The sequence below is a fragment of the Microbacterium sp. MMO-56 genome (assembly GCF_037146215.1).
GTDB lineage: Bacteria > Actinomycetota > Actinomycetes > Actinomycetales > Microbacteriaceae > Microbacterium.
The window spans coordinates 118,984-140,718 of the sequence record NZ_JBBCVW010000008.1 but is presented as its reverse complement, the minus strand read 5'-3'; the positions used below and the strand labels follow the sequence as shown (position 1 = coordinate 140,718).

General features: G+C 68.9%; 25 protein-coding genes and 2 tRNA genes. 3 read left to right on the top strand and 24 right to left on the bottom strand.

What is annotated here, in order from left to right:
- Nucleotides 1-74: 74 nt before the first annotated feature.
- From WFI00_RS09705 to WFI00_RS09680, 6 genes are all read right to left on the bottom strand, one after another.
- Nucleotides 75-148: transfer RNA gene (locus WFI00_RS09705), tRNA-Met, on the bottom strand.
- A gap of 35 nt (nt 149-183) precedes the next feature.
- A tRNA-Thr gene (locus WFI00_RS09700) sits at nt 184-255 on the bottom strand.
- 62 nt (nt 256-317) lie between these two features.
- Nucleotides 318-1,454 (bottom strand): M23 family metallopeptidase, encoded by a 1,137-nt coding sequence (locus WFI00_RS09695; RefSeq protein WP_336632858.1) that lies wholly within the window; start codon nt 1,452-1,454, stop codon nt 318-320.
- A gap of 135 nt (nt 1,455-1,589) precedes the next feature.
- Nucleotides 1,590-2,381, bottom strand: a complete 792-nt coding sequence (locus WFI00_RS09690; protein ID WP_336632859.1) for an inositol monophosphatase family protein — start codon at nt 2,379-2,381, stop codon at nt 1,590-1,592.
- A gap of 47 nt (nt 2,382-2,428) precedes the next feature.
- A complete protein-coding gene (locus tag WFI00_RS09685; protein ID WP_336632860.1) occupies nt 2,429-3,349 on the bottom strand; it encodes a hypothetical protein in 921 nt (306 codons plus the stop codon).
- A gap of 184 nt (nt 3,350-3,533) precedes the next feature.
- Nucleotides 3,534-4,271: an SDR family oxidoreductase gene (locus WFI00_RS09680; protein ID WP_336632861.1), complete on the bottom strand. Its 738-nt coding sequence runs from the start codon at nt 4,269-4,271 to the stop codon at nt 3,534-3,536.
- 83 nt (nt 4,272-4,354) lie between these two features.
- Between WFI00_RS09680 and WFI00_RS09675 the strand changes: the two genes are divergently transcribed.
- The 3 genes from WFI00_RS09675 to WFI00_RS09665 all read left to right on the top strand — a co-directional run bounded on the left by WFI00_RS09675 (nt 4,355) and on the right by WFI00_RS09665 (nt 6,320).
- Complete coding sequence (locus tag WFI00_RS09675; RefSeq protein WP_336632862.1) at nt 4,355-4,948, top strand: TetR/AcrR family transcriptional regulator; 594 nt, start codon at nt 4,355-4,357, stop codon at nt 4,946-4,948.
- Nucleotides 4,949-5,759: 811 nt separating this feature from the next.
- On the top strand, nt 5,760-6,032 hold the full coding sequence (locus WFI00_RS09670) for a hypothetical protein (protein WP_336642353.1): 273 nt from the start codon (nt 5,760-5,762) through the stop codon (nt 6,030-6,032).
- 9 nt (nt 6,033-6,041) lie between these two features.
- Nucleotides 6,042-6,320 carry a hypothetical protein gene (locus tag WFI00_RS09665; protein ID WP_336642352.1) on the top strand — a complete coding sequence of 93 codons (279 nt, stop codon included), beginning with the start codon at nt 6,042-6,044 and terminating at the stop codon, nt 6,318-6,320.
- A 101-nt stretch (nt 6,321-6,421) separates the two neighbouring features.
- Here WFI00_RS09665 and WFI00_RS09660 read toward each other — a convergent pair whose 3' ends face one another.
- The 18 genes from WFI00_RS09660 to WFI00_RS09575 all read right to left on the bottom strand — a co-directional run bounded on the left by WFI00_RS09660 (nt 6,422) and on the right by WFI00_RS09575 (nt 21,726).
- Complete coding sequence (locus tag WFI00_RS09660; protein WP_336642351.1) at nt 6,422-6,799, bottom strand: hypothetical protein; 378 nt, start codon at nt 6,797-6,799, stop codon at nt 6,422-6,424.
- A gap of 2 nt (nt 6,800-6,801) precedes the next feature.
- Nucleotides 6,802-7,083 carry a hypothetical protein gene (locus WFI00_RS09655; protein WP_336642350.1) on the bottom strand — a complete coding sequence of 94 codons (282 nt, stop codon included), beginning with the start codon at nt 7,081-7,083 and terminating at the stop codon, nt 6,802-6,804.
- Nucleotides 7,084-7,085: 2 nt separating this feature from the next.
- A complete protein-coding gene (locus WFI00_RS09650) occupies nt 7,086-7,505 on the bottom strand; it encodes a hypothetical protein (protein WP_336642349.1) in 420 nt (139 codons plus the stop codon).
- Nucleotides 7,502-8,365 carry a M23 family metallopeptidase gene (locus WFI00_RS09645; RefSeq protein ID WP_336642348.1) on the bottom strand — a complete coding sequence of 288 codons (864 nt, stop codon included), beginning with the start codon at nt 8,363-8,365 and terminating at the stop codon, nt 7,502-7,504. Before WFI00_RS09645 ends, WFI00_RS09650 begins: the two co-directional genes overlap by 4 nt.
- Nucleotides 8,366-8,376: 11 nt before the next feature.
- On the bottom strand, nt 8,377-9,021 hold the full coding sequence (locus WFI00_RS09640) for a hypothetical protein (protein ID WP_336642347.1): 645 nt from the start codon (nt 9,019-9,021) through the stop codon (nt 8,377-8,379).
- A gap of 10 nt (nt 9,022-9,031) precedes the next feature.
- Entirely contained in the window at nt 9,032-11,698 is a 2,667-nt protein-coding gene (locus tag WFI00_RS09635; protein WP_336642346.1) for a hypothetical protein, read from the bottom strand.
- A gap of 18 nt (nt 11,699-11,716) precedes the next feature.
- The gene (locus tag WFI00_RS09630; RefSeq protein WP_336642345.1) at nt 11,717-12,172 is read right to left on the bottom strand and encodes a hypothetical protein; all 456 of its coding nucleotides are present in this window, start codon (nt 12,170-12,172) and stop codon (nt 11,717-11,719) included.
- A gap of 67 nt (nt 12,173-12,239) precedes the next feature.
- Nucleotides 12,240-13,370 (bottom strand): M23 family metallopeptidase, encoded by a 1,131-nt coding sequence (locus tag WFI00_RS09625; RefSeq protein ID WP_336642344.1) that lies wholly within the window; start codon nt 13,368-13,370, stop codon nt 12,240-12,242.
- Nucleotides 13,360-14,442, bottom strand: a complete 1,083-nt coding sequence (locus tag WFI00_RS09620) for a hypothetical protein (protein WP_336642343.1) — start codon at nt 14,440-14,442, stop codon at nt 13,360-13,362. Before WFI00_RS09620 ends, WFI00_RS09625 begins: the two co-directional genes overlap by 11 nt.
- A gap of 12 nt (nt 14,443-14,454) precedes the next feature.
- A complete protein-coding gene (locus tag WFI00_RS09615) occupies nt 14,455-15,225 on the bottom strand; it encodes a hypothetical protein (RefSeq protein WP_336642342.1) in 771 nt (256 codons plus the stop codon).
- Between the two features lie 17 nt (nt 15,226-15,242).
- A complete protein-coding gene (locus WFI00_RS09610) occupies nt 15,243-18,599 on the bottom strand; it encodes a tape measure protein (RefSeq protein ID WP_336642341.1) in 3,357 nt (1,118 codons plus the stop codon).
- Nucleotides 18,600-18,612: 13 nt separating this feature from the next.
- Nucleotides 18,613-18,900: a hypothetical protein gene (locus WFI00_RS09605; RefSeq protein ID WP_336642340.1), complete on the bottom strand. Its 288-nt coding sequence runs from the start codon at nt 18,898-18,900 to the stop codon at nt 18,613-18,615.
- Nucleotides 18,901-18,965: 65 nt separating this feature from the next.
- Nucleotides 18,966-19,316, bottom strand: a complete 351-nt coding sequence (locus WFI00_RS09600; protein ID WP_336642339.1) for a hypothetical protein — start codon at nt 19,314-19,316, stop codon at nt 18,966-18,968.
- Between the two features lie 308 nt (nt 19,317-19,624).
- Nucleotides 19,625-20,206, bottom strand: a complete 582-nt coding sequence (locus tag WFI00_RS09595; protein ID WP_336642338.1) for a hypothetical protein — start codon at nt 20,204-20,206, stop codon at nt 19,625-19,627.
- 68 nt (nt 20,207-20,274) lie between these two features.
- Nucleotides 20,275-20,718: a hypothetical protein gene (locus WFI00_RS09590; protein ID WP_336642337.1), complete on the bottom strand. Its 444-nt coding sequence runs from the start codon at nt 20,716-20,718 to the stop codon at nt 20,275-20,277.
- Nucleotides 20,719-20,729: 11 nt separating this feature from the next.
- Entirely contained in the window at nt 20,730-21,014 is a 285-nt protein-coding gene (locus WFI00_RS09585) for an HK97 gp10 family phage protein (RefSeq protein ID WP_336642336.1), read from the bottom strand.
- Nucleotides 21,014-21,361 (bottom strand): hypothetical protein, encoded by a 348-nt coding sequence (locus WFI00_RS09580; RefSeq protein ID WP_336642335.1) that lies wholly within the window; start codon nt 21,359-21,361, stop codon nt 21,014-21,016. The genes WFI00_RS09585 and WFI00_RS09580 overlap by 1 nt, the downstream gene beginning before the upstream one ends.
- On the bottom strand, nt 21,358-21,726 hold the full coding sequence (locus WFI00_RS09575) for a hypothetical protein (RefSeq protein ID WP_336642334.1): 369 nt from the start codon (nt 21,724-21,726) through the stop codon (nt 21,358-21,360). The genes WFI00_RS09580 and WFI00_RS09575 overlap by 4 nt, the downstream gene beginning before the upstream one ends.
- Nucleotides 21,727-21,735 lie beyond the last annotated feature (9 nt).

Sequence of the window (21,735 nt, the reverse complement as noted above, 5' to 3'; positions counted from 1 at the left end):
CCTAATCGGCTGCCGTTTCCGATGGGTAAACGATGGCTTGCGGTCCGCAACTGAGATGACTTCCCAGTGTTTTGTAGCGGGAGCGGGGCTTGAACCCGCGACCTCACGATTATGAGTCGTGCGCTCTCACCAACTGAGCTACCCCGCCGCGCTGCACCCGCACGGCGAGATGCGGATGCTGCGAGCCCCGAGTCAGGATTGAACTGACGACCCCTTCCTTACCATGGAAGTGCTCTGCCACTGAGCTATCGGGGCGTGCCACCCGCGAGCGGGCAACCAGAAAAGAATATCAGAGCCGACGGGCTGGATCGAACCGATCAGCCGACGGTGTGCGTGCCGGTGGTGTGCTCGGCGAGCCACGGCATCGGGTCGATGCGGTTGGTGCCGCCGAGGAGCACCTCCAGGTGCAGGTGCGGACCGGTCGCCTTGCCGGTCTGACCGACCCGCCCGATGACCTCTCCGGCGGTGACCTTGTCGCCCTGTTTGACCTGAAGCGAGCCGTACTGCATGTGGCCGTAGCGGGTCGCCACCGGCTGGCCGTCGATGATGTGGTCGATGACGACGGTCACGCCGTAGTCCCCACCGGCCTCGGTGGCGATGCGGACGGTGCCCGCGGCGACGGCGTGGATCTCCGCTCCCTCGCCCGGGGTCAGGTCGACGCCGTTGTGCGGCGCCGCGAACTCCGAGGCGTACGCGACCGAGCCGAAGGCGGCCGAGATCGGCACACCGACGGGGAACGGATACTGGATCGGCGAGGACGGGTTGTTGACCCACGTGTTGGCGAAGAGCGTGACGCCCGATTCCGACGCGATCTCCGCCATCGACGAGACGCCGTAGTTCTCCGGGCGGTCGAGCGCCGCGCCGCTGGACCCGTTCGCGACGAACGCCTGGATCTGCCCGGATGCTGCGGCGGTGGTCTTCGCCGCCGACGCGGTGATGTTGGTGGTGACGGCGGAGGCGGATCCCGCGGCGACCGCCGCGGCGGGGGTGGTCGTGCCCACGGCGAGCAGGCCGACGATGGCCATCACGCCGATGGAGAACGACGCGGCGGCGATGCGCTGCACCACGACGCGGGTGCGGCGCGGCCGGCGCGGCGCGACGTGGAGGGCGGCAGCCACCGGCACGGGGGCGGTCTCGACGGAGACGCGCTGGATCGGGGTCTCGCCGGTGAACGAGAAGAGCCGTGCGGCGAACTCGAACTCGTCGAGCGCACACGGCTCCGGGGCGACGAAAGCCGACTCCCCCGCGGCGGGAGGAGTCGGGAGAAGGATGTCGGAGGTCTCGACCGGTGCGGCGTCGGATGACGCGGTCGCGGCGGCTACCGCCGCCTCACGGCGACGACGCAACTCTGCGCGGGTCAGGGCACCCGTCTCCTCCGGCGCGGAAAGCGCGGAGGCGATGCGGCTCGAGCGTCGCGTGGGCGCGGCGTCGGCCGGGTGGGTCTCGAGGGTCAAATTGCGCGCTCTCGTAGGGCCGCTCGGGCAGCGGCATCGTGCGTCGGGCTTCGGATCACCTCACGCCGTTCGGGCGGCGAAAGATAACGATCGGGTAAACACTACCCCCCGAATGCTGTGAATGGCATGAATGGCTCAGCGGTATATCGCCGCATGCAGCGCCGGGTACAGCTCGGGCCCCGCGGCGATGGTCATCCCACGCCCCGGCCGGCCCTCGTCGGACCCGCCGACGACTCCCCCGGCCTCGACGACGAGGAGCGCTCCCGCGGCGTGATCCCACGGGTGCAGCCCGCGCTCGAAGTATCCGTCGAGCCGTCCCGCGGCGACGTAGGCGAGATCGAGCGCCGCCGCCCCCGCCCGGCGCAGATCACGCGCGAGCGGCATCACGATCCGCACCCGCTCGAGGTCACCGGCATGGGTGGCCGGGTCGTAGCCGAACCCGGTGGCCAGGAGCGCTCCGGCATCCGTCGTCGACGAGACCGCGATCCGACGCCCGTCCAGTCGGGCACCGTCGCCCTGCGCCGCCGAGAACACCTCGTCGATCGCAGGGGCGTACACGACGCCGGCTCGGGCGTTCCACTCCGCCGGGGTCGGCTCCCCGTCGACCGCGGCGATCGACACCGCATAGTGCGGAATGCCGTAGGCGTAGTTGACGGTGCCGTCGATCGGGTCGACGACCCAGGTCACCCCGCTGGTCCCCCGCTCCGCACCGGATTCCTCGCCGAGGAAGCCGTCCGCCGGTCGCTCCTGTGCGAGGCGGGCGCGGATGAGCATCTCCACCTCGCGGTCGGCCTCCGTCACGATGTCGGCCAGTGCGGACTTCGTCGCCGCGATGCGGACGCCCTCTTCGCGCCGGCGTCGGGCCAGCGCCCCCGCCTCGCGGGCGATCTCTTCGGCCAGGTCCCGGAGTCGTGCGGCATCCACCATGCCTCCACGCTACGCGCCCGACACGCGAGCGCAGAACGCGCGAGGGATCAGGCAGACGGCTGCTGGGGCGGCGCGGGCGGCGCCGTGTACCCCTGCGGCGCCGGAGCCTCGTGCGGCACCGCCGCGGGCGTCGGCGGGACGGGCGGACGGGGCGGCACGGCCGGCGGGGCGACGCTCGGGTGTCCCGTGTAGTACGCGTTCCAGTCCGGGGATCCGTCCGGGAGCGCCGGAAGCGGCGTCACGGCGTCCGCGTACGTGGGCCAGGGCGCGCGTGCGGGGGCCGGGGCGCCGTAGGGCGCATTCTGCGGCGCCTGCGGCACGGGCGCGTAGGGGTACGGCGCCGCCGCACGCGGCTTCTTCGGCGCGAACAGCGCGTTCACCAGCGGGACGAGCGCGGTCCCGACCGCGGCGAGGATGGCGAGGGCGACCACGACACGCCAATACAGCGGCCGGTAGGAGACGAACTCGTGGCTCGCCAGCGGCAGCACGAGCATCGCGGCGAGGATGACGACCATCCCGATCGTGACGTAGGTCACGATCGTGGTGAAGGTCGTCTGGTGCCGCTCGTAGGCGCGGAGGAACAGTCGCGCGTGCGCGAGCGCGCCCTGGATGATCAGCACGATGACCACGAAGGAGAAGAAACGCCCTGCACCGGCGCCGAAGCGGTCACCCGCGGGCATCCAGATGAGGAACGCTCCGATCAGCAGGGTCAGGACCCACGAGATCATGCTCGCGAGCGCCACCCAGGCGGGCCGGCGCGACGCGAGGTTCGCCTCGAGGATCGCGACGCCGGCGAAGCCGGCGAGCAGCAGGATGGTGAGGAACGCCTTGCCGACGATCCCGTTGTCGTCTCCGAGCAGAACCCACACGACACACACGAGCGCGGCGGCGATGAGGGCGGCGATGGCCACCCAGACCGCGGCGCGGAGGATCTTCGTGGACTGCGGTGAGGTGATCGGTTCGGTCATGTCGGTCCCTTCGCCGGCGGCGTCCCTCCCATCCTGACATGCTCGCGGTGCGGCGCAAGGGATCCTCCACACCTCAGCCGGCGGCCCGACGCACGCGCTCGCGGACCGCCGGAGCGCGCGAGTCGGGTCGAGGTCACCGGCGCTCAGCTCGTACCGAGGACGACATCCCGTGCGCTCAGGTCGGTCACGCGGCACCACCGTTCGCGTACAGCACCTGACCGTTGATCCAGCGGGCGGGCCCGGCGAGGAAGGAGACCGCCTCTGCGATGTCCTCCGGCGTGCCGAGACGCCCCATCGGGTTCGCCGCCGCGATGCCGTCGATCTGTTCGGTCGTCTTCCCCTCGAAGAACAGCGGAGTCGCGGTCGGTCCCGGCGCGACGGCGTTGACGGTGATGTCACGTCCGCGTAGTTCGCGGGCCAGGATCAGAGTGATCGCTTCGACCGCGCCCTTCGATGCGGCGTACGCACCGTAGCCGGGGATCTGCAGCCGCGTGACGGACGTGGAGAAGTTCACGATCGCACCGCCCGCGCGCAGGCGCTGAGCGGCCAGCTGGTTCACGACGAAGGTGCCGCGGACGTTGGTGCGCTGCACCCGGTCGAACGTGGCGAGATCGAGCTGGGCGATCGGCGCCAGCGGCATGATCCCCGCCGTGTGCACGAGCACGTCGACACCGCCGAACTCCGCCTCCGCGGCTTCGAACACGGAGGCCATCGCGTTCTCGTCGGCGACATCTCCCCCGACGGCCAGCGCGCGGCCGCCCGCAGCGACGATGCGCGACACCGTCTCCGAGGCGCGGGACTCGTTACCCGCGTAGTGCACGACGACGGCCAGCCCGTCCACCGCGAGACGCTCGGCGCTCGCACGCCCGATACCGCCGGAGCCGCCGGTGACGATGGCGACGCGATCCACGCTGCTGGTCATGATCTCTCCTCGAGTAAGATGTGAACGAATTGTCCATAAGTAGGATACACCGTAATGAACAGATCGTTCACAAAGGGGCCACGATGACCAGCACCCTCCCTCCGCGACGCGGCCGCGGCCGCCGACCCGCCGCAGAAGTCCGGTCGGAAGTGTTGGCGGCCGCAGGACGGATCCTCGTCGACGAGGGCATCCAGGCAATCTCCTTCGAGCGGATCGCCAGAGAAGCCGGAGCGAGCAAGACGACCGTGTACAAGTGGTGGGCCTCGCCGGGCGCCCTCGCCGCCGAAGCCTACTTCCGTCGCAGCGAACCCGATCTGGAGTTTCCGGACACCGGCGATCTGCACGCTGATCTCGTCGCGCAGCTCACCTCCTTCATCGCGCTGCTCACGCACGGCGGCGCCGGCAAGCCGCTCGCCGAGCTGATCGGCGCCGCCCAGACGGACCCAGACCTCGCCGCCGCCTGGTCGCAGACCTATGCCCTGCCCCGACGGGAGCTGGCACGCGCGCGACTCCGTGCCGCGCAGCAGATCGGCGATCTTCCGGGCAGCGCCGATCTGGACATCGTCATCGACCAGCTGTGGGGAGCCTGCTATCACCGGCTCCTCGTGCTGAGAGTGCCACTGGGTGATCTCGACGTCGAACGGCTGGTCGCATCCGCACTCCGCGGGGCGTCCTAGCACGGCATCCGGCGGGGACATGTGCCCCGCGACCCCCAGCGACGAGAAAGGCCCGGATACCGAGTTTCCTCAGCTTTACCGGGCCTTTTTCCAGGGTGGCGAGTGAGGGATTCGAACCCCCGAAGTCGAAGACGGCTGATATGTCGTCGGAGTTCAGCACAACTCCCAACTGCGCCCTCATCTGGTCTTTGCCGAATTGCGGGACCAGTCGGGAGCCGTCGGGACGAGGGCCAATTCGACGAGTAAACAGCGGCTCGTGGACGACTCGTCTACGTTGGCGGGGTGGATGATCTCGAGATCGGTTCGGAGCCTCGCTGTGAGGTGTGCGGCACGGTCATGCACGTCATCGACGGCGGGTACGAGTGCCGAGGGTGCGGGTTCACGGTCGACATCCCTTGGGTGACGCGTGCGGAGGACGGACTACCGGGGATCAGCGGGTGGTGATGTCGGAGGGGCCTGCCTAACCTGTCCCCCTCGGGTCGGGAAAGGGGTCGGCGTGGGGTCGAACAAGAGGTACGCGGCGTACTACGACGAGCAAGCAGCGAAGCGACTCACGGAGTCCCCAATGAAGGCGAAGTGCACCCTCCCGATGCAGGCGTTCGGGCCGAATGAGATCGAGTGGGTGAAGGGCTCGAAACCGCCTGTGTGGGCGTGGATCAGCTGGGCGGAAGGGCCCGCTACGAGGATCGCCGCGTTCGCGACCGGATGGAACGATCGGGTCGTCGTTGTCGAATGGAACGAGAGCCCTGGCGGGACTCGCAACACGGTCGTCTGGCGGAACGCCGTGACGGTCCGGTCATAGGCTGGTCGGATGCTGACCGGCCTGATCCGCCCCCACGAGACCCGCACCATCGACGTCGAAGGCCACTACCTCGCCGACATCCAAGCGCAGCTGGACGACGCGACCCCGGCCGGGTGGGTCCTCACGTCCGCGCCGGTCGCGATGGTCAAGGGCTCCACCCTCATGACCGCGACCGGGACCATCGAACGACACGACGAGACCCGGGAGATCGAAGCCGACACGATGCCCGCGCTCGAGGCGAGAGTCCCTGATGGGTGGCGGCTGCTGAGCGTCCGGACCTAGCCTGAGCCGATGAGCCATTGCGACCTGTGCGACGAGTACTTCAACAAGCAGCCGTCCTTGGCGGACGACCCGGACGAGGAACCCGACATCTGCCGAGACTGCGCGGATGGCAGGGGCCTCGCTGTCTTCCTGGTTGACGGGTCGACCCGCGGGAGCAGCCGCGTAGACGCGCCGGCAGGACGATTCCCCGCGACCGTTGAGTATCGCGGCGCCATGTACGCGCTCGAGTACCAGGAGCGGATGATCGCTCGCTACAGGAACGACGACGCGGAGATCGTGAGCGGGTAGCCCGCCTGAACGCAGAAAGGCCCCCTCCACCGCACCCGAAGGTGCAAGCGGAGGGGGCCTTCTATTGGATCGTCGACGGGACGGTGCAACCCAGGTGTGGGTCAGCTCTTCAGGTCGCGGCGAGCGGGGTAGTTGTTGATGACCTGCACCGCGCTCGGCTTCTCGTTCGGGACGATGTACACGCCGATGCCGGCGAACGCGGCGATCGCGATCTGCAGCCACTCCGACGGGGTGATCCCATCCGACAGGAACGACAGCAGTGCGACCAGCGCAGCGGTCACGAACGCGACGGCGGTCTTTCCGTACTGGGCCACACCGTTGGGCAGGTTCGGGACCAGGTAGACGCCGACGGCGCCGACGCCGATCACGGCGAGGTTGACGAGCTCGGACGTGGTGACCGTGTCGTCCGACAGTGCGGTCACGAGCACGCCGGCGACGGCGAGCAGAACGTACAGCAGTGACTTCGCGTACAGCTTCATAGCTACTCCTTGAAGGTGGGGAACTCGGGGATCGTGACGCCGCCCTGGATGGCGGCGACGCGGAGGGTGTGAGCGTGCTCAGTGACGATGCGAAGGCGGCGCTCCGCCTCATCGGCGCGGGCCTCCTCGACCGCGCGCTCGGTCTCCTTGCGGTCGACCTCGGCGCGGCGACGCTTCATCGATCCGGAGATCCCGCCGACGATCGCGCGGATGATCTCGACGCCGGCCGCGCCGCCGAGCAGCGTCAGCAGAAGGCGGGCGGTTTCCTGTGCTGCGGGGTCCAACGTCACCTCCTGCGCGGCTCGAAGGTGTGCCTCCAGATCTCGTGCGTGCGCACCGCGCACACAGCGATCGTGACCATGAGGATGAACCCCGCTTGCGTGAGACGGGACGACTCCGGCGGGCCCTGGAAGTGGAGGGTGAGCACGACACCGAAGTACGTCAGCGCGCCGGCCCCGACCCCGATCAGTCCGATGCGTTCCATCCACCACCAGCCGGGGAACACGGCGACCAGTGCGCACACCGCACCGATGGTGAGGAACAGCGCCCAGACCGTCGTGAGGGTCGAGCCGAGGGGCCCCTCGATCGACTGCGGCGGCCGCCACAGCGTCGCCCACCCCGTGAACACGGCCACGGTGTAGACGATCGCGTAGAGCAGCTTCTTCACGCGGGGCTCGTGGATCGCGCCCCACAGGCGCCCGATCACGACTTGGTCAGCTTCGCGAGGTAGGCCCGCGTCTGCTCCGAGGTGACCTTCACCTGAGCGACGCCGGCGCGTGCGGCGTTGGCGGCCGACCACATGTTGCCCGACTTCACCGACCCGTCGAGCGGGTCGAGGACCACGAACTTGTCGCCCTGCAGGTCCCAGATCGCGAGGTCGCAGCCGTACGTGCGGAGCAGCGCGGGGAGCTCGGAGAGCTCAACGTCCTGCCAGTCGTCCTGGATGCGCGACAGCCGCATGATCTTGTCCGTCGGGTCCTCCGGGATGAAGTGGCGGAACACGCCGGTGCTGAGAGAGCACAGGTGCGGGCCGGACGGGCTGTTGATCTTGAGCATGAGCATGGTGTCGTCCTCCAGGGGGTTGGGTGATGGGCTTGCGGGGGCGGTCGCGCGGGCGTACGCGGCCTGCATGAACGGGAGCGGGTCGTACTCGCCGACCCAGGTCATCCAGGCGCCGTCGAGACGGTCGGTGATGGTGACGTGGTCGTGGGGGCCGTCGATGAAGCCGGGGCGCTCGTCCATCCCGGCGTTGCGTCCGAGCCGCTGACCGCTGGTCACGCGGTCCCTGACCGAGACGCACACGTCGGCCATGTGCGAGTGCGACTCGAAGCGCCCCTCGGCTCGGCCGGTGTCGATCACGACCGTCGCCTCGAGCAGAGAGTTCGGGCGGCCGACGTAGACCACCACGCCGTCGTCGATCGCGTCGACCTGCGTGACCACGGACCCGCCACGCGGGCCCTTCTCGCGCACATCCTGGCCGCGGTGGTAGCCCTTCGAGTAGTTGTCGTCGGCGACGCCGTACCGGTAGCCGATCCGGTCGGGCGCGTACGTCACATCAGCGGTCACGGCGCGCCTCCTCAGATGATCCCGGGGGTGCGGACCCGGAAGTCGCCCCACGCCTGCCCGATGCGGGACGTCCCGGAGGTTTGGCGGCGGGACGCGAGCCCGGCGAGGGTCCCCGGGTAGGTCGCGGCAGGCGCGGCGACAGTGGCCGCGGGGATCCCGTTGATGTGCAGGGACGCGACATCCCCGTCCACCGTGATCGCGACCTTGTCGCCCACCGTCGGGACGAACGTGGACGCGACGAGCGGCGTGCCCGTGCCCGCCTGCCACGCCTGGATCTCCCAGAAGTCGAGGGCCCACACGATGATCCCCTTGGAGCCGTCCGGGGAGATCCGGGCGGCGATGAACGGCCACCGCGACGTCGGGGTTGCGGGCTTGCCGGCGAGGGTCGACTCCACGACCACGTTCGACGCCCCGGGGATGGTCGCGAACCGGGAATCGGCGTAGGTGGTCGGGTCGGTCGCGATCTTCACCGCGGACCCCCCGACCGCCAGGGCCGCCAGGAGTGACCCTCCCGAAGGGACCTCCGCCCACTCACGCCCACCGACACGGGTCGGGAGGAGCGTCGGGGACGTGTAGTCGAACGTGTCCGCGGCGAGGACCGTGGACGCCTTCTTCAGGCCGGGAACGGTGAACGTGGTGTCGAGGATGATGTCCATGAAGGGCTCCTTAGTTGTCGCCGGTGTTGCCGGAAATGGTGACGCCGGTCAGGGTCGCCCCCGCCGTGACGTAGCTGTTCGTCTGCGTCGGTGATGCCGCGTAGTCGGTGAGGCTGTTCCCGATCAGGGAGCCGTCCGTCCAGGTGCTGCCCGGCGCGACGAAGATCGCTTCCCTCTGCGCCCCCCCGCGGCCGTTGCCGCTGATCTGCTGGTGCACGACCATCAGGTCGTAGAAGACACCCACGATCACGAGGCCTCGCCCGTCGTTGTCCCGGATCGCATTGCCCATCAGGTGCATGTGGAACAGCGGGCTCACCGTCGCATCCAGGAGCACCCCGACACCGTCACCGGTGCGGAAGATGTTCCCGGTCACGAGCGTGCGCCCCTCGCTCGCGATCGCGCCGGTGACCGTCGTGATCAGCAGCCCGACGCACGCGTAACCCGCCGCGGCGACACCGTCACGGACGGTGTTGTTCGCGATGATCGCGTCGCGTGCGACCATGCCCTTCGGGACCGCGTTGTTGCCGAGGTAGATCCCGACCGCGCAGGCAGAGATGTCGTTGCCGAGGATCTTCGTGTCCGACCCGCCGGAATCCGTGATCCCCGTGAAACCACCCTGCAGGATGTTCCCCTGGATGATCACCGCCGCCGGCCAGGTGCCCGGTGCGGGCGTGTTCGATGCCGCCTCGATGAGGATGCACGCGTGACCCGCACCACCCGCCGCCGTCCAGTTCCCCTGGATGAAGTTGTTCCGGATGATGATCGACACCGCACCACCACGACCACCGGTCGCGGTCCCGATCCCCGACCCTCCCGACCCGCCCGCCGGGGAGGCCGGGTCGACGACGTTCAGGCGAGCGAAGTTCGTGATGATGTTCTCTTCGAGGACGCAGTTGACCGAGTTGTCGTAGCCGAGAGCCGTGGCGGGGTTGTTGAAGATCCCCAAGCGCCGCGCCGACGAGTTCCGCGTCGACGAGATGTGGATCATCTTCATCTCGTACGAGTACCCGTGGGTGGCCGCGAAGAACCGCCCGTCGCAGGAGAAGTCGGAGAGGTTCACGCCGTGGAGGTAGTTGTCCGCCTCCCACGCGCCCTCCCGCAGCCACGCCGCACTCGTCGACGTCTTCGCGGTCGAGATCTTCACGACGTACACGAGGGTTCGGCCCCGCCCCGCGCCACGCACCGAGCATCGCGAAGGGATCGGGTTGCTCGCCGACGCGACATACACGCCCGCGGGGATCACGACCGTGCGACCCCCGAGAGCGGACGCAGCGTTCAGCGCCGCCGCGAGAGCCACATCGATAGGGATACCGAAAGCGGCCTCCCCACCAGTGAGGGTGTTCACCGCCGCGACGCTGAGTGTCGCCACCCCGCCAGCGACACCGGCGATCGTGCCCACCAGCACCCCGTCGTTGGCGAGAGTCATGTAGTCGGTGGAGATCGGACCCGCACCACGGACACCGACGGTCTTGCCGACATCGTCAGGGGTGAAGGCGTAGGACGCGGAGGTCAGAGCCGTGGACCCGGCCGTCATCGACACGTCGGTGAGGTAGCGGGCAGGAAGCACCGTCCCGTAGTCCTCGAGCCGCAGCTCCCCGGCCTGCGGAGGAGCGGACGGGAACACGGACCCGTCCGGGTTCACCGCGAACGCGACCCTCCCGAGGGTGTCGCGGATCATGAATCGGTCCGGAGATGGCCGAACCTCCGTCGCACCCATCCATACCTCACCGTGCTCTCCGACCGCGAGGGCGGCGTTCCCTGCGGCGTCAAGCACCCGAGATGAGGGCGCTTCGGACGTGACGCTCCCCACGACGGTGAGGTCGCCCTCGACGCGGCCTTGGGCGAGCGTGGTGACACCATCCGCCGAGACGCCGAAAGCCGCGTTCCGGAGAGCGTCGAGCACTCGCCATGACGCGCTGTTCCCACGACTCACCGGGGTGTCGTTGTACACGACAGCTCGACGATCGATCTCCGTGTTCGCGACGCCAGCCGCAGCCGCAGCAAGCGACGCCGCCGACAGCCGCCCCGTGAGCTCTGCGAGGACGGGCGCCAGCGCGGCAGTCATCTCCGTCACGTTGACGAGGTCCAGGGAGTCCAGCAGCGCCGTCACCTCAGCGAGGGTCGGGACCTGCTGCCAGTCGCCGTACGCGCCCTCACGCTTCACACGCACCCACAGGCCCGTCGGGGTCGTCGAGCCAACCGGGACACCGACCTGCATCGCCGAGGACGACAGGTACGCGAGATGCAGCACCGTCCCCGTGAACCCCGGGGGGCGGTTCAGCGCGGTCGAGAACGCCCGGTAGAACCCCGACTCGTTCGGCAGCGCATCCAGGTCCGTCAGAGGGTTCCCCGTCCCGACAGCCACACCGTAGTTCGACAGACGCCCTGTAGCGGCTAGTGCAGCTTCCACGGCGGTGGCGAGGGTTTCCTCGTCGACGGGCGGCCCCTGAGGCCCTCGGCGGGTTACCGAGAACGCCACAGAAGTCGAGCCGTCGTCCATCGTGAGCGTCACGCGGGTCCACAGGTACTGACCGTCCTCGACGTTCGGGATCGCGGCCGACCATCCCGAGGAGGGCGGGTTGACGGCGTTGCCGGACGTCGCGTAGCGAGTCACGGCCTCGGCGATGCCGTTGCCCTTGAACGTCCCTAGCTGGGTCACATCAGCGGGAAGTGCCATGTCGATCTCCTCTCCTGGTCATGACCGAATGCCGTAGGCGTTCGGTGGTGTCTTGTCGATGTAGAAGCCCTTCGGGCTCGGCAGTGGCGGCCACGGCGGGCCCACCCAGACAGCGAGAAGAGATCCGCCGGCCATCTCGCCGATATCCCCGCCGCCGGCGACTGCAGTGAAGCGCCAGAAGTCGACCGCCTTGAGCACGCGGGAGCCGTCGATCGCATCCTCGAATCGAGCGAGCTCGATGATGTAGTCCACGCCCGTTTCTCCGCCCTGTGCCGGCGTGAGATCTCCCGAAGGGATGAGCGCCACGGAGATCTCGCCCGCACTGCCGAGGGCGATGGGCTTTGGGACCTTCGAGACCAGGCCATTGGGCCCAAAGCACTCGACCTCGGGGCGCACCCGCAGCGCGAGCTCGACGCCCGTCAAGGCTGCGAGTCCGATGTTGCGGAGATTGCCGGTGTAGGTCTGCGTGGGCATCACGACTCCCTCAAGAGGTAGGAGGGCCCCGCGTCGTGCGGGACCCCCGAGTGGGAAAGCTGGTCGACTATTCGCCGTAGATGGCCATGACGGCGCGGGGGTTCTCGGCGACGCCGTCGTAGCGGGTCTCGAAGTGCAGGTGGGGGCCGTCGGATAGGCCGGTCGATCCGACAGACCCGACCGTGTCGCCCTTGCTGATAGCCGCGCCCGACGTGAGCGGTGACGGACCGATCAGGTGGTAGTAGCGGGTCGTGATGGTGCGACCGTCGCGCGTCCCGTGGTCGAGGATCACGAAGTAGCCACGCTCGGAGTCGAACCCGGCCGCGAGTACCGTGCCCGACCCGGCGGCGGGGATCGGGGTGCCAGCTCCTGCGCCGAAGTCGATGCCGCGGTGCCCCGGTGGGGAGTACGTCGGGTCGGTGGTGTCGAACTCCTTCGTCACCAGGCTCAACGCGAACGGCCACCGCAGCAGCCCGGACCCTGTCGGGCCGCCTACCGATTTCGGGAGCCATCCCGCCGTTCCGTCGTGACGGCGGGCTTGGAAGTAGGCGACGTCGTCGAGGCTGGCGATGATCCCTCCGTCGAGGACGAGCTCGCTTGCGCTGATCTGGACGCGGTCGGCGCCGAGCGCCAGCATCGCCGGGGTGAGAGTGAGGGAGGCTTCACCGACGCCCCCCGCGAGGCGGATGCCGTTCTGTGCGACGTATGCGGTCCATCCGGCACCGGATTCCAGCTTGACCCCGGGGGCCCCGTCGTTGCCGGTGACCTTCGCGCCGTCTGGGAACACGACTGAGCCGCCGGCTTCCTCCGGGTCGATGACCATGCCGCCGGCGTAGATCTTTCCGCCTTCGATGCGGACGTTGTCGGATGAGAACTTCCCGCCGCCGAGGAGGGCGAGGTTGCCGGTGATGTCGACGTCGCCGTCGATGTCGCCGCGCCCGTTGAACTCCCACGCGCCGTTCTGTGTCCACTTCCCCTCGGCGACCACGTCACCGGTGATTGCGCCGGGGCCGAAGAAGCGCCACTCGCCGATCACCTCGACGCGTCCGCCGGAGTCGACGCGGAGGAGCCCGCCGATGATGCGAAAGCGTCCGTTCGTGATGGACGAGTTCTCGAGGAACGCACCGGACTCAACCCGCTCGACACGGCGCACCAGCCCCTGGATCCAGTTCCACGCGTCGCGAAGATCAGACCACACCTTGCACCTCCGTCTTCACCTGCGTCGACCAGGACCCAGACACGGCCACCAGGCGCAGCGGATGAATGCCCAGCGGGAACACGGGATGCCCCACGACCTCGAGCTCCCACCCGCGGGCGAGGGTGACGTCCTCGGCGGGATGGTCGTCGGAGAGGGTGAAGCTGCCGACCGTCCACTGCGCGGCTGGGTTGCGAGACTGCGCGTACCAGGCATTCGTTGCGGCCTGCAACCGGTCGCCGTCGAGGTCGGGAAACTTGCGGCCGGCGTCCCGGATAGGGATGTCGTAGGGCCCGGCTCCGGCCCACCGGACGGGCTGGTCCTGCCCGGTGCCCGCACCCGCGCCCTGCGCGCCGGTGATCTGCTCAGCGGAGGTCTTCATGTAGCGGACACCGCCGAGGGGTGAGTCCGCGTCGTGCAGCTTGAACGAGGAGAGCCCGACCCGCACACGCTGGGCGACGAGCGTCTGGAACCGCAACTGTCGGCCCGCGGTGAGGTAAGGGCGGAGGACGACCTCGTAGCCCTCCGCCTCGATCTGGCTGATCAGATCCTCGATGGTGAGCTTCTTCCAGAACTCCCACGTCTGCGAGAACGACCCGCCCTCATCGGCGGGGAGATCCACGGGGTAGCGCCAGTCCGGGTTGCCGTACTGCATCCATCGCTCCAGCACCGCGCGCACGGCGCCGGCATGGGAACGGTTGGTGACGGTGAGGGTGCCGGCTTCGTACGCGTCGACCCCGTAGGTCTTGCGCCATTTCCACTCGCTGCGCAGCTCGACGGCCTTCACGATCGCGACACCGTCCGTGTCGCCGTAGTCCCACGACTCGGTCTTCCACGCGCCGAGCACGGTACTCCCCCACCGCAGCGACAGGAGCCGCGCGCCGCCCTTGAACAGCTCGTCGAGACGCTGCCCGGTGAGCGCTTCGGCGCCGTAGCCGGCGTGCATCGGCCAGCTGCTCTCACCGGTGCCGCCGATGTTCGTCGACCAGTCGGTGCCGGCTTCGACGGCGTACCGGTCGACGCGCTCGAGCTCGTCACCCGTCCACGCATCATGCGTCCACAGCTCGAGCGCCACGTCAGCCTCCGATCAGACGAAAGTGTCGGCGATGCGGATACGACCAGGGGCCGACAGCGCGTGAGTCCATGCCACGCCCGGCGGCACAGCCCAGAGAGGACCGCGACCGACCCTCGGCATCACGACGCCGTTGCGTCGCACCTGCCCCGACCGCATGTCCACCGCGTGCAGCCCGCCCGGAGTCGCGTCGGAGACCACGAATGTTCCGGCAGGCGACGAGATCGAGTACGCGCTCGGCGCGGATGGAATCTCCACGACCGGGAAGGCGGGGAAGGTCCCGTAGTGCAGGACCGGGAGTGAGACCCCCGTGCCCGTCTCCGGGATCAGATGCAGATCGCCGTACTTTCGAGGGTCGGCGCACACCACCTGCAGCTGGAAATCCCCGACCAGGAGTGGGCCTCGCCACTGCCCCTTGTCGTCGGTCTCGACCGAGACACGTCGTCCATCAGCCCACTGGAGGCGATCCCATCGAGTGACCGATACACGCGCCCTCTCGCCGGTCGCACCCGCGCCGGCGACACGGTCGAGCACAATCTGGAGCTCGTCCTCGGTGCGGGCGATGGCCTGCCCATCGACGGTGACGACGCGCGACGGGAGGTACACCGGCGTGTCGTGCTCTCCATGCTGCACGGCACGGGCGAGCGACTCGCGACGCCCGGCCGGCAACCCGCCCCACCCCTGGAAGCCGTCCTTGCGGAAGAACAGCCCCCAGGGGCGGGTGAGGTCGGCGGGCCGGCTGAAGATCTCCAAGCCTTCGAATCGGAACTCCACCGGCTGACCCACGTGCTACCCCCTCGCGATCATGCCCGCGCACGTCGTGCGGCGGACGCCAGCTTCTGGCCGGCCAGCTCCGCGCCCTCCTCGGGAGGCATGTGCGCGAAGTGGTTGATCTGCGAGATGGTCGTCGTCCCACGAGATCCGGTGCCCGCAGAGCCCGAGCCATTGACACCCGACGAGGACGCGGTGAGCGCGATCTGCGCGCGCTGCGAAGCGGACTGCGTCGCAGCGGCCAGCGCAACCCCGAAGCCGTCGACACGGCTCTCCGCGCCCGCCGTGAACTGCTCCATCGTGGCGGCACCCGACTGCTTCAGGCGCCGCCACCCAGGCGCGGACAGCGGTCCCTTCTTCGCCGGCGAGTGCGGGAAGAAGTCGACGATGCCGCCGACGATCCCACCGACCGCGTCCCACAGAGACCCGAGCATCGACCCGAGCCCATCGATGAGCGCCTGCACCAGAGAGACCCCGGCATCGAACAATGCCGGGATGATCTTCATGATCGCGTCGACGAGCTGGGGGCCCATCTTCACGAGTGCATCGAGCAGCTTCGGGATGATGACCGGCAGCGCGTCGAGCAGCCCTGTGAACAGCTTCACGGCGCCCTCGATGAGCGTCGGGATCATGCTGATCAGGGCGACGACGATCTGGGGGATCATCTCGATGATCGCGACGATGAGTTGCGGGATCGCCTCCAGCAGCCCGGTCACGAGCCCGAGGAACACGTCCACGGCGGTGATGATCAGCTGAGGCAGCATCTCGACGAGGGTTGTAAGGATCTGCGGCAGCATCCCCACGAGCGCGACGAGCAGCTGAGGGATCGCCTTCGCGAGCCCCAGCACCAGCCCCAGGAAAAGCTGGATCGCGCTCTGGATCAGCGTCGGGAGCATCCCGAGGAGGGTCTGCAGGATCTTCGGTAGCGCCGAGATCAACGTGGTGATCAGCTGAGGGATCACCCCGATGAGCGCCTGCACCAGGCCCATGAAGACCTGGAGCGCCGAGGCGACGACCGCGGGCAGCATGGCCAGGATCGTCTCGAGCAGCTTCGGCAGCAGCTCGACGACGGCGTTGACCAGCAATGGCACGACGACACCGACCGCATCGATCAGCCCCGTCAGGAGCTGGATGCCGGCCTGCAGGAGCTGAGGGACCATCCCCACGAGCGCTCCGACGAGCACCGGAACGACACCCACGATCGCCGCCAGCAACGACGGCAGCACGGCGGTCACCGCCTGAACGAGTCCGAGCAGCAGCTGCACCATGCCCGACACCAGGATCGGCACGTTCGATGCGAGCTGCGTCGCGATCTGCGGAACGAACTTGCTGATCAGTTCGACGACCTTGGTGAGCAGCGACGACACACCGCCCACCACCGCCGGAACGATCGCCTGGAAGCCCGCCATGAGCGTCGCAGGATCGAACAGCAGCAGAGATGCGAGCGCGCCCGCGAGGAGCCCCACGGGCGCGGTGAGGCCGGAGAACATAGCCCCGAGCAGTGGAAGCCTTGCCAGCAGCGGACCGAGCGCCCCGAGGACACCGGCGACCACAGGCAGCAGCACCGCGAACACACCGGAGAGGCCGGACAGGTTGAATCCGCTCGTCGACTCCTTCAGCCGTGCGAATGCGTCTGACATCCGGGTCAGGATCGGTTCAACCCGTGCGACGACGCCCTTGCCAATCACGTCCGCGATGGGCGCGATCTTGGCAGCGACGGCGTCGACCCCGACCGTGATCGTCGAGAACAGCTGCTGGAACAGCGGGAAGATGGGGCCGAGCATCGTGGCCCCGAACCGCGAGAACGCGGCCCGCATGTTCTTCAGCGCGCCCTGGGTGGTCTTCCCTGCCTCGAGGGCAGCGCCGCCGATGTTCTTCTCGATTGCCGATCGGTACGTCGCGGCGTCGACCTTCCCGGCCGCGACCATGTCGCGGAGCTCGTCCTGCGTGACGTTGAGCTCCTGCGCCAGCCACTGGTAGATCGGGATGCCCCGGTCGGCGAGCTGGTTGAGCTCCGTCGTGTACGCACGGCCGTTCGTCGTGACCTTGTTGAGGATGGAGCCCATCTCCGACAGCGGCACGTTCGCGATCGACGCAGCGTCCGCGGTGAGGCGGAGGTACTTCTCCAGCTCCTCGCCCGGCTTGATACCGGCGGCCACGGCGGATGCCGCGATCGACGCGGCCTCGTCGAGGCCGTAGGCAGTGCCGCGCACAGCGTCGAGAGCGTTCGTGGTGATCGTCTGCACGTCCTCGGCGGTGTTGCCGAGTCCGCGGAGCTTGGCCTGCGCAGTCTCGATCGCCGAGAGTCGACCGAAGCCGCCCGCGACGGACGCTGCGATCGCCCCGGTGACGACCGCGGCGGCCGCGCCGAGCTGGGACTTCACGAACGTCGCGGCATCACCGGTGACACGCTTCACGCCGTCCATTGCCGACGCGAAGCCCGACGAGATCGCCGAACCGGCCGCGCCCACGATCGAGCCGACGCCGGAGAACGCTTGGCGAACGGCCCCGCCAGTCTGGCCGAGCACGCCGGCCATGCCGGAGAACGACCGCCGAATCGCTGCCGTGACGGGAGCGAGGCGGTTCAGGGCGGGCGCGAGCGCGCGCGCCACGGACGTCTCGACGGCGCCGAGAGCGCTGCTCAGCCGGAGAGCACCCTTCAGGGAGAGGTCTCGGATCGCGACGGTGGCGTTGCGTAGCGGGGTCACGACGGCCGTGCCGACGCGTGCGCCGAACGACGACAGACGAGACGTCACCGGCGCGAGCGCGCGCGTTGCGAGCCCCGTGATTCCTCGGGCGAGGAGCGTGACCGGCGCGAGGACATCGGTCAGGTTCTTGCGGAACGTCGCGAACCCCGTGCCCGCTCCGACCTTGGTGAGCCGTGCCGTCGACGAGGTGAGCGCATCCTGCGCCGTCGTGAGCTTCGCCTGCGCGGCCTGCAGGTTCGTCGACGCCGTCGCGACGCGATCGGTCGACACCTCAAGGTTTCGACGAGCGGCCGCGAGGCGTTCCTCCGCAGCGATCGCCTGAGACGACCCGGCGCCGCTCTTCTCGATGACCTCGGCGAGGCGCTGCTCCGCAACGCGGACGTTGCCGGCGTCGGTCATCTGCCGCAGTCGCGCGGACGACAGGGTCCGCGTGGTCGTGGCGACGTCCTGCTGAAAGGTCTTGAGCGCCTTGTCGCCGAGGTTGCTGGTCTCCGTCGACAGTGCGGACTTCAGGCCCTTCCCGAGCGCCGCGCCACCCCGCTGCCCCGCCTTGCCGAGGCCCTTCGTCGCCGAGCGCTCGGCGTCGTTGACGCCCCGATCGACCTCGTTCTTGATGCTCTTCCGCAGGCCCTTGTAGACCGGGAAGATGGCGACGTGTCCGGCGCCGACCTCCTTCGACACGCGCCACCCCCGATCAGTCCGGCAGCGCGGAGTACCGCGCGAGCCGGTCGCGCATCTCGTCCACGACCTCGGGTGCCACCGGCTCCGGCTGTGCGGGCGGGGCGTCCCACGGCATCGGGAACGTGACGCTCTCCCCCGCCGGCATCAGCGCCGACAGCACGCTCTGAGCGAGCAACGTCGACGCGATCTCCGAAACCGACGCCGGCCACGCCCATCCGGCGCGCGCCGCACCCAGCAGAGAGCCGGGGTCGCTCTCGAACGACTCGACGAGCAGCAGGGCTTCACCCCACGTGCACGTCACGCCGATCTCGAACAGAGACAGTCCGAGCGCGCGGAAGTCGCGCGCAGCTGCGGCCTCGTTCTCGGTCAGTCGCCGGACGAGGCCTTCAATTCCCCCAGCCGGGCGTCGGCCAGGTCGGTGAACATCTGGAAGTACGTCGTCGCGACGACGATCACCTGGATCGCGTCGTCCGCCTCTTCCAGCGTCTTCCGCGCCTCGGCGGTGCCGATCTCCTCGACGAACCGTTCGATGTCCTCGAGGGCATCGTCCTGGGTGAGCGCCGTCAGCTTCTTGAACGTCTTGTAGGGCACCTTCAGCGGCAGCACGAGCTCCGCGTCTTCGCCCGACACCTGGCCGAGCTTGGCGTGGAAGTTGTCCTCCACGACGTAGATGTCGGGCTTGGGGCCGGCGGGTGCCTTGGTGGTGCGTGTGGCCACGATGGGTCTCCTTCTCGATGAGCAGCTGATGAGCTGATGAGCAGATGCGGGTTCACGCACGGCCGTCTCTGGCCGTGTGTGCCCCGCTGTGCGGCGTTCACCCGCCGATGACACGACCACCCCGACTAGGCCGGGTTCGTCGATCGTGTGGAATCGGGCGTGTACGACCGCACCAGACCGTTTCGCGCGACATCACCCGGTCTGGGGGTCGCCGTAGGGTCTGGGGTTCCCGACGCGCCACAGGGGCGCTGACGGGACCGGCCCCCGGCGTGCTCATCAGCACCGGGGGCCGGTCGTCTCGGATCAGGTCAGGACTCGGTCGAGTTGGTGTCGACGAGCCACTGCCCGAAGTGGTTGTTGTCGAAGTACGGCGACCGGTCGAACTTGAACGTCAGCACCGTGCCGCGCACCTCGCCGCGGGCCGTCTTGTCGACCTTCGCGGCCGACACCGACGCGACGCCGAGGCGACGCTCGATCCAGCCGTTCTTGAAGATCTCCTCGGTGAACACGAGGTAGCGGGTGGCGTGGCCGCCGGCGTCGATCGTGATGTAGCCGTGCTGGTCGGGCACCTTGCCGTAGGTGACCTCGCGGACGACGGGATCGGTCTGCGCGAGGCCGACCTCGACGGTCGCGTTCGCGTTGCCGGACGGGATCGAGTAGCCCTCCTGCAGGAACGTGATCGGGTCGCCGTCCGCCTCGGTCGTCCAATCGAAGCCGCCGTCGGTCTTGATCAGGCCGAGCTTCCGGTACGCCGCCGGCAGCGCGAGCACCAGAGCCGCACCCGCCGCCGGCGTGAGGACGTTCGCGGGCAGCACCGGCGCGACGCCGATGTTCCCGCTGATCGGGATGCCGACGGCCCCGATGTCATTTCCCTGCGCATCCGCAGTCATGGTTCCCTCCTCGGGAATGAACGAAGGCCCGCACGGTGCGGGCCTTCAGGGATGGATATGGAGCCCCGTCACCCGACGGGAGTGCCGACCACGGTGTACTCCACGGTGAAGTACATGCGGGTGCGGTCCTGGGTCTCCGACACCGAGTACGGGCCGGAGAAGTCTGTGATGGCGACGACCGGGCAAGCCGGGCCGCCAAGGATCGGCAGCGATTCGTCGGTGAACACCGCGAACAGCATCCGAGCGAGGTTGCGTGCCGGCACGTCGTAGAGCCGCGTGCCGGCGAGGACGGAGACACCCATCGACCGGGTGCCGGTCAGGATCGACGACCGCCCACCACCGTCGTCACGAAACAGCACGGCTGTCGGCGGGAAGGGGTCGACCGTGGGCTCCTTGTTGCCGATGTGGATCTCGCCGGAGATCTCGGCGGGTAGAGCCCGAGTGCCGAGGATGTGGCGCGCGTAGCCGGTCGCCCACACCTCGAGGTCGGGAGGCAGGACTTCGGTGCCCACTGCGACCTCCCTCAGTAGACGCGGACGCCGTTCAGCGCCCGGGCGAGATTGCCCGTGCGGGACTCGACGCCCATCGACTTCTCGTCCGTCGCGACGACACGGAACATGTCGCGGTACGCGGCCTCGCGCTTCTCGACGACGATCCCGTCGCGATAGTCCGCGGTGTCGACCGGTGCCGACGCGCGCGCCCTGGCAGCGACCTCGTCAGCTGCGCGCTGGCACAGGTCAACGACGCCGGGCTCACGTCCGAGCTCAGCGAAGAACTCGTCGTTCTCCTCGAAGTAGCTGCCCGCCATCAGCCTGCCGCCCTTCGAAGTGGGATCTCGCGTACCGGTGACCACCCGGTGAAGGGGTTCACCTCGACGTCCGGGAATCCGTCGATGTCGTAAACGACCGTGCCGTGCTGGATCTTGTCGAGCGCTTGCACGTCGAGATCCGGATCGCAGTACAGCGACCGCGACTCGAGGATCTGCGTTCGCGACGCGCCGAGTGTGCGAGCCGTCGACGACTGGCCGACGTACGAACCCGGGAGCTCGAGCGTGTCCGGGTCGCTCCAGTCGGCGCCGACCTGCTTCTGCGAGTAAGGATCGAGGACGGGCTTCGCGCGCAACCGCACGACCGTCACGCCCGCCGGGAAGCTCACGAGCAGTCCTCCGGCCAGAGGCGCCCGATCGACAGCGCGGGCGGAGGAAAGGACCCCACCGGCAGCGACGGCATCGATGAGGCCGCACAGAGCCCGCGGAGCGAGCTCCGGTCGTCGTCGCTGAACGCCGAACCGACGTCGCGGTACGCGACCGACGCCGCGCCCACACGCTGCGACGCGACCTGACGCGAGCCACGCGCTCTCACCTCGCCGGCAACGGCCAGCAGAATCGCGATCGCCGTCAGCTTCTCCTCCGAGCCCGCGACGAGAGAGTCGAGGCAAGGGGCGATGGTGCGTGCGCTCGCGATCACACGACGCGCGAGGTTGGCCTCCACGCCCGCGAGATCTTCGGGTGTCATCACCATCGCCCCTCC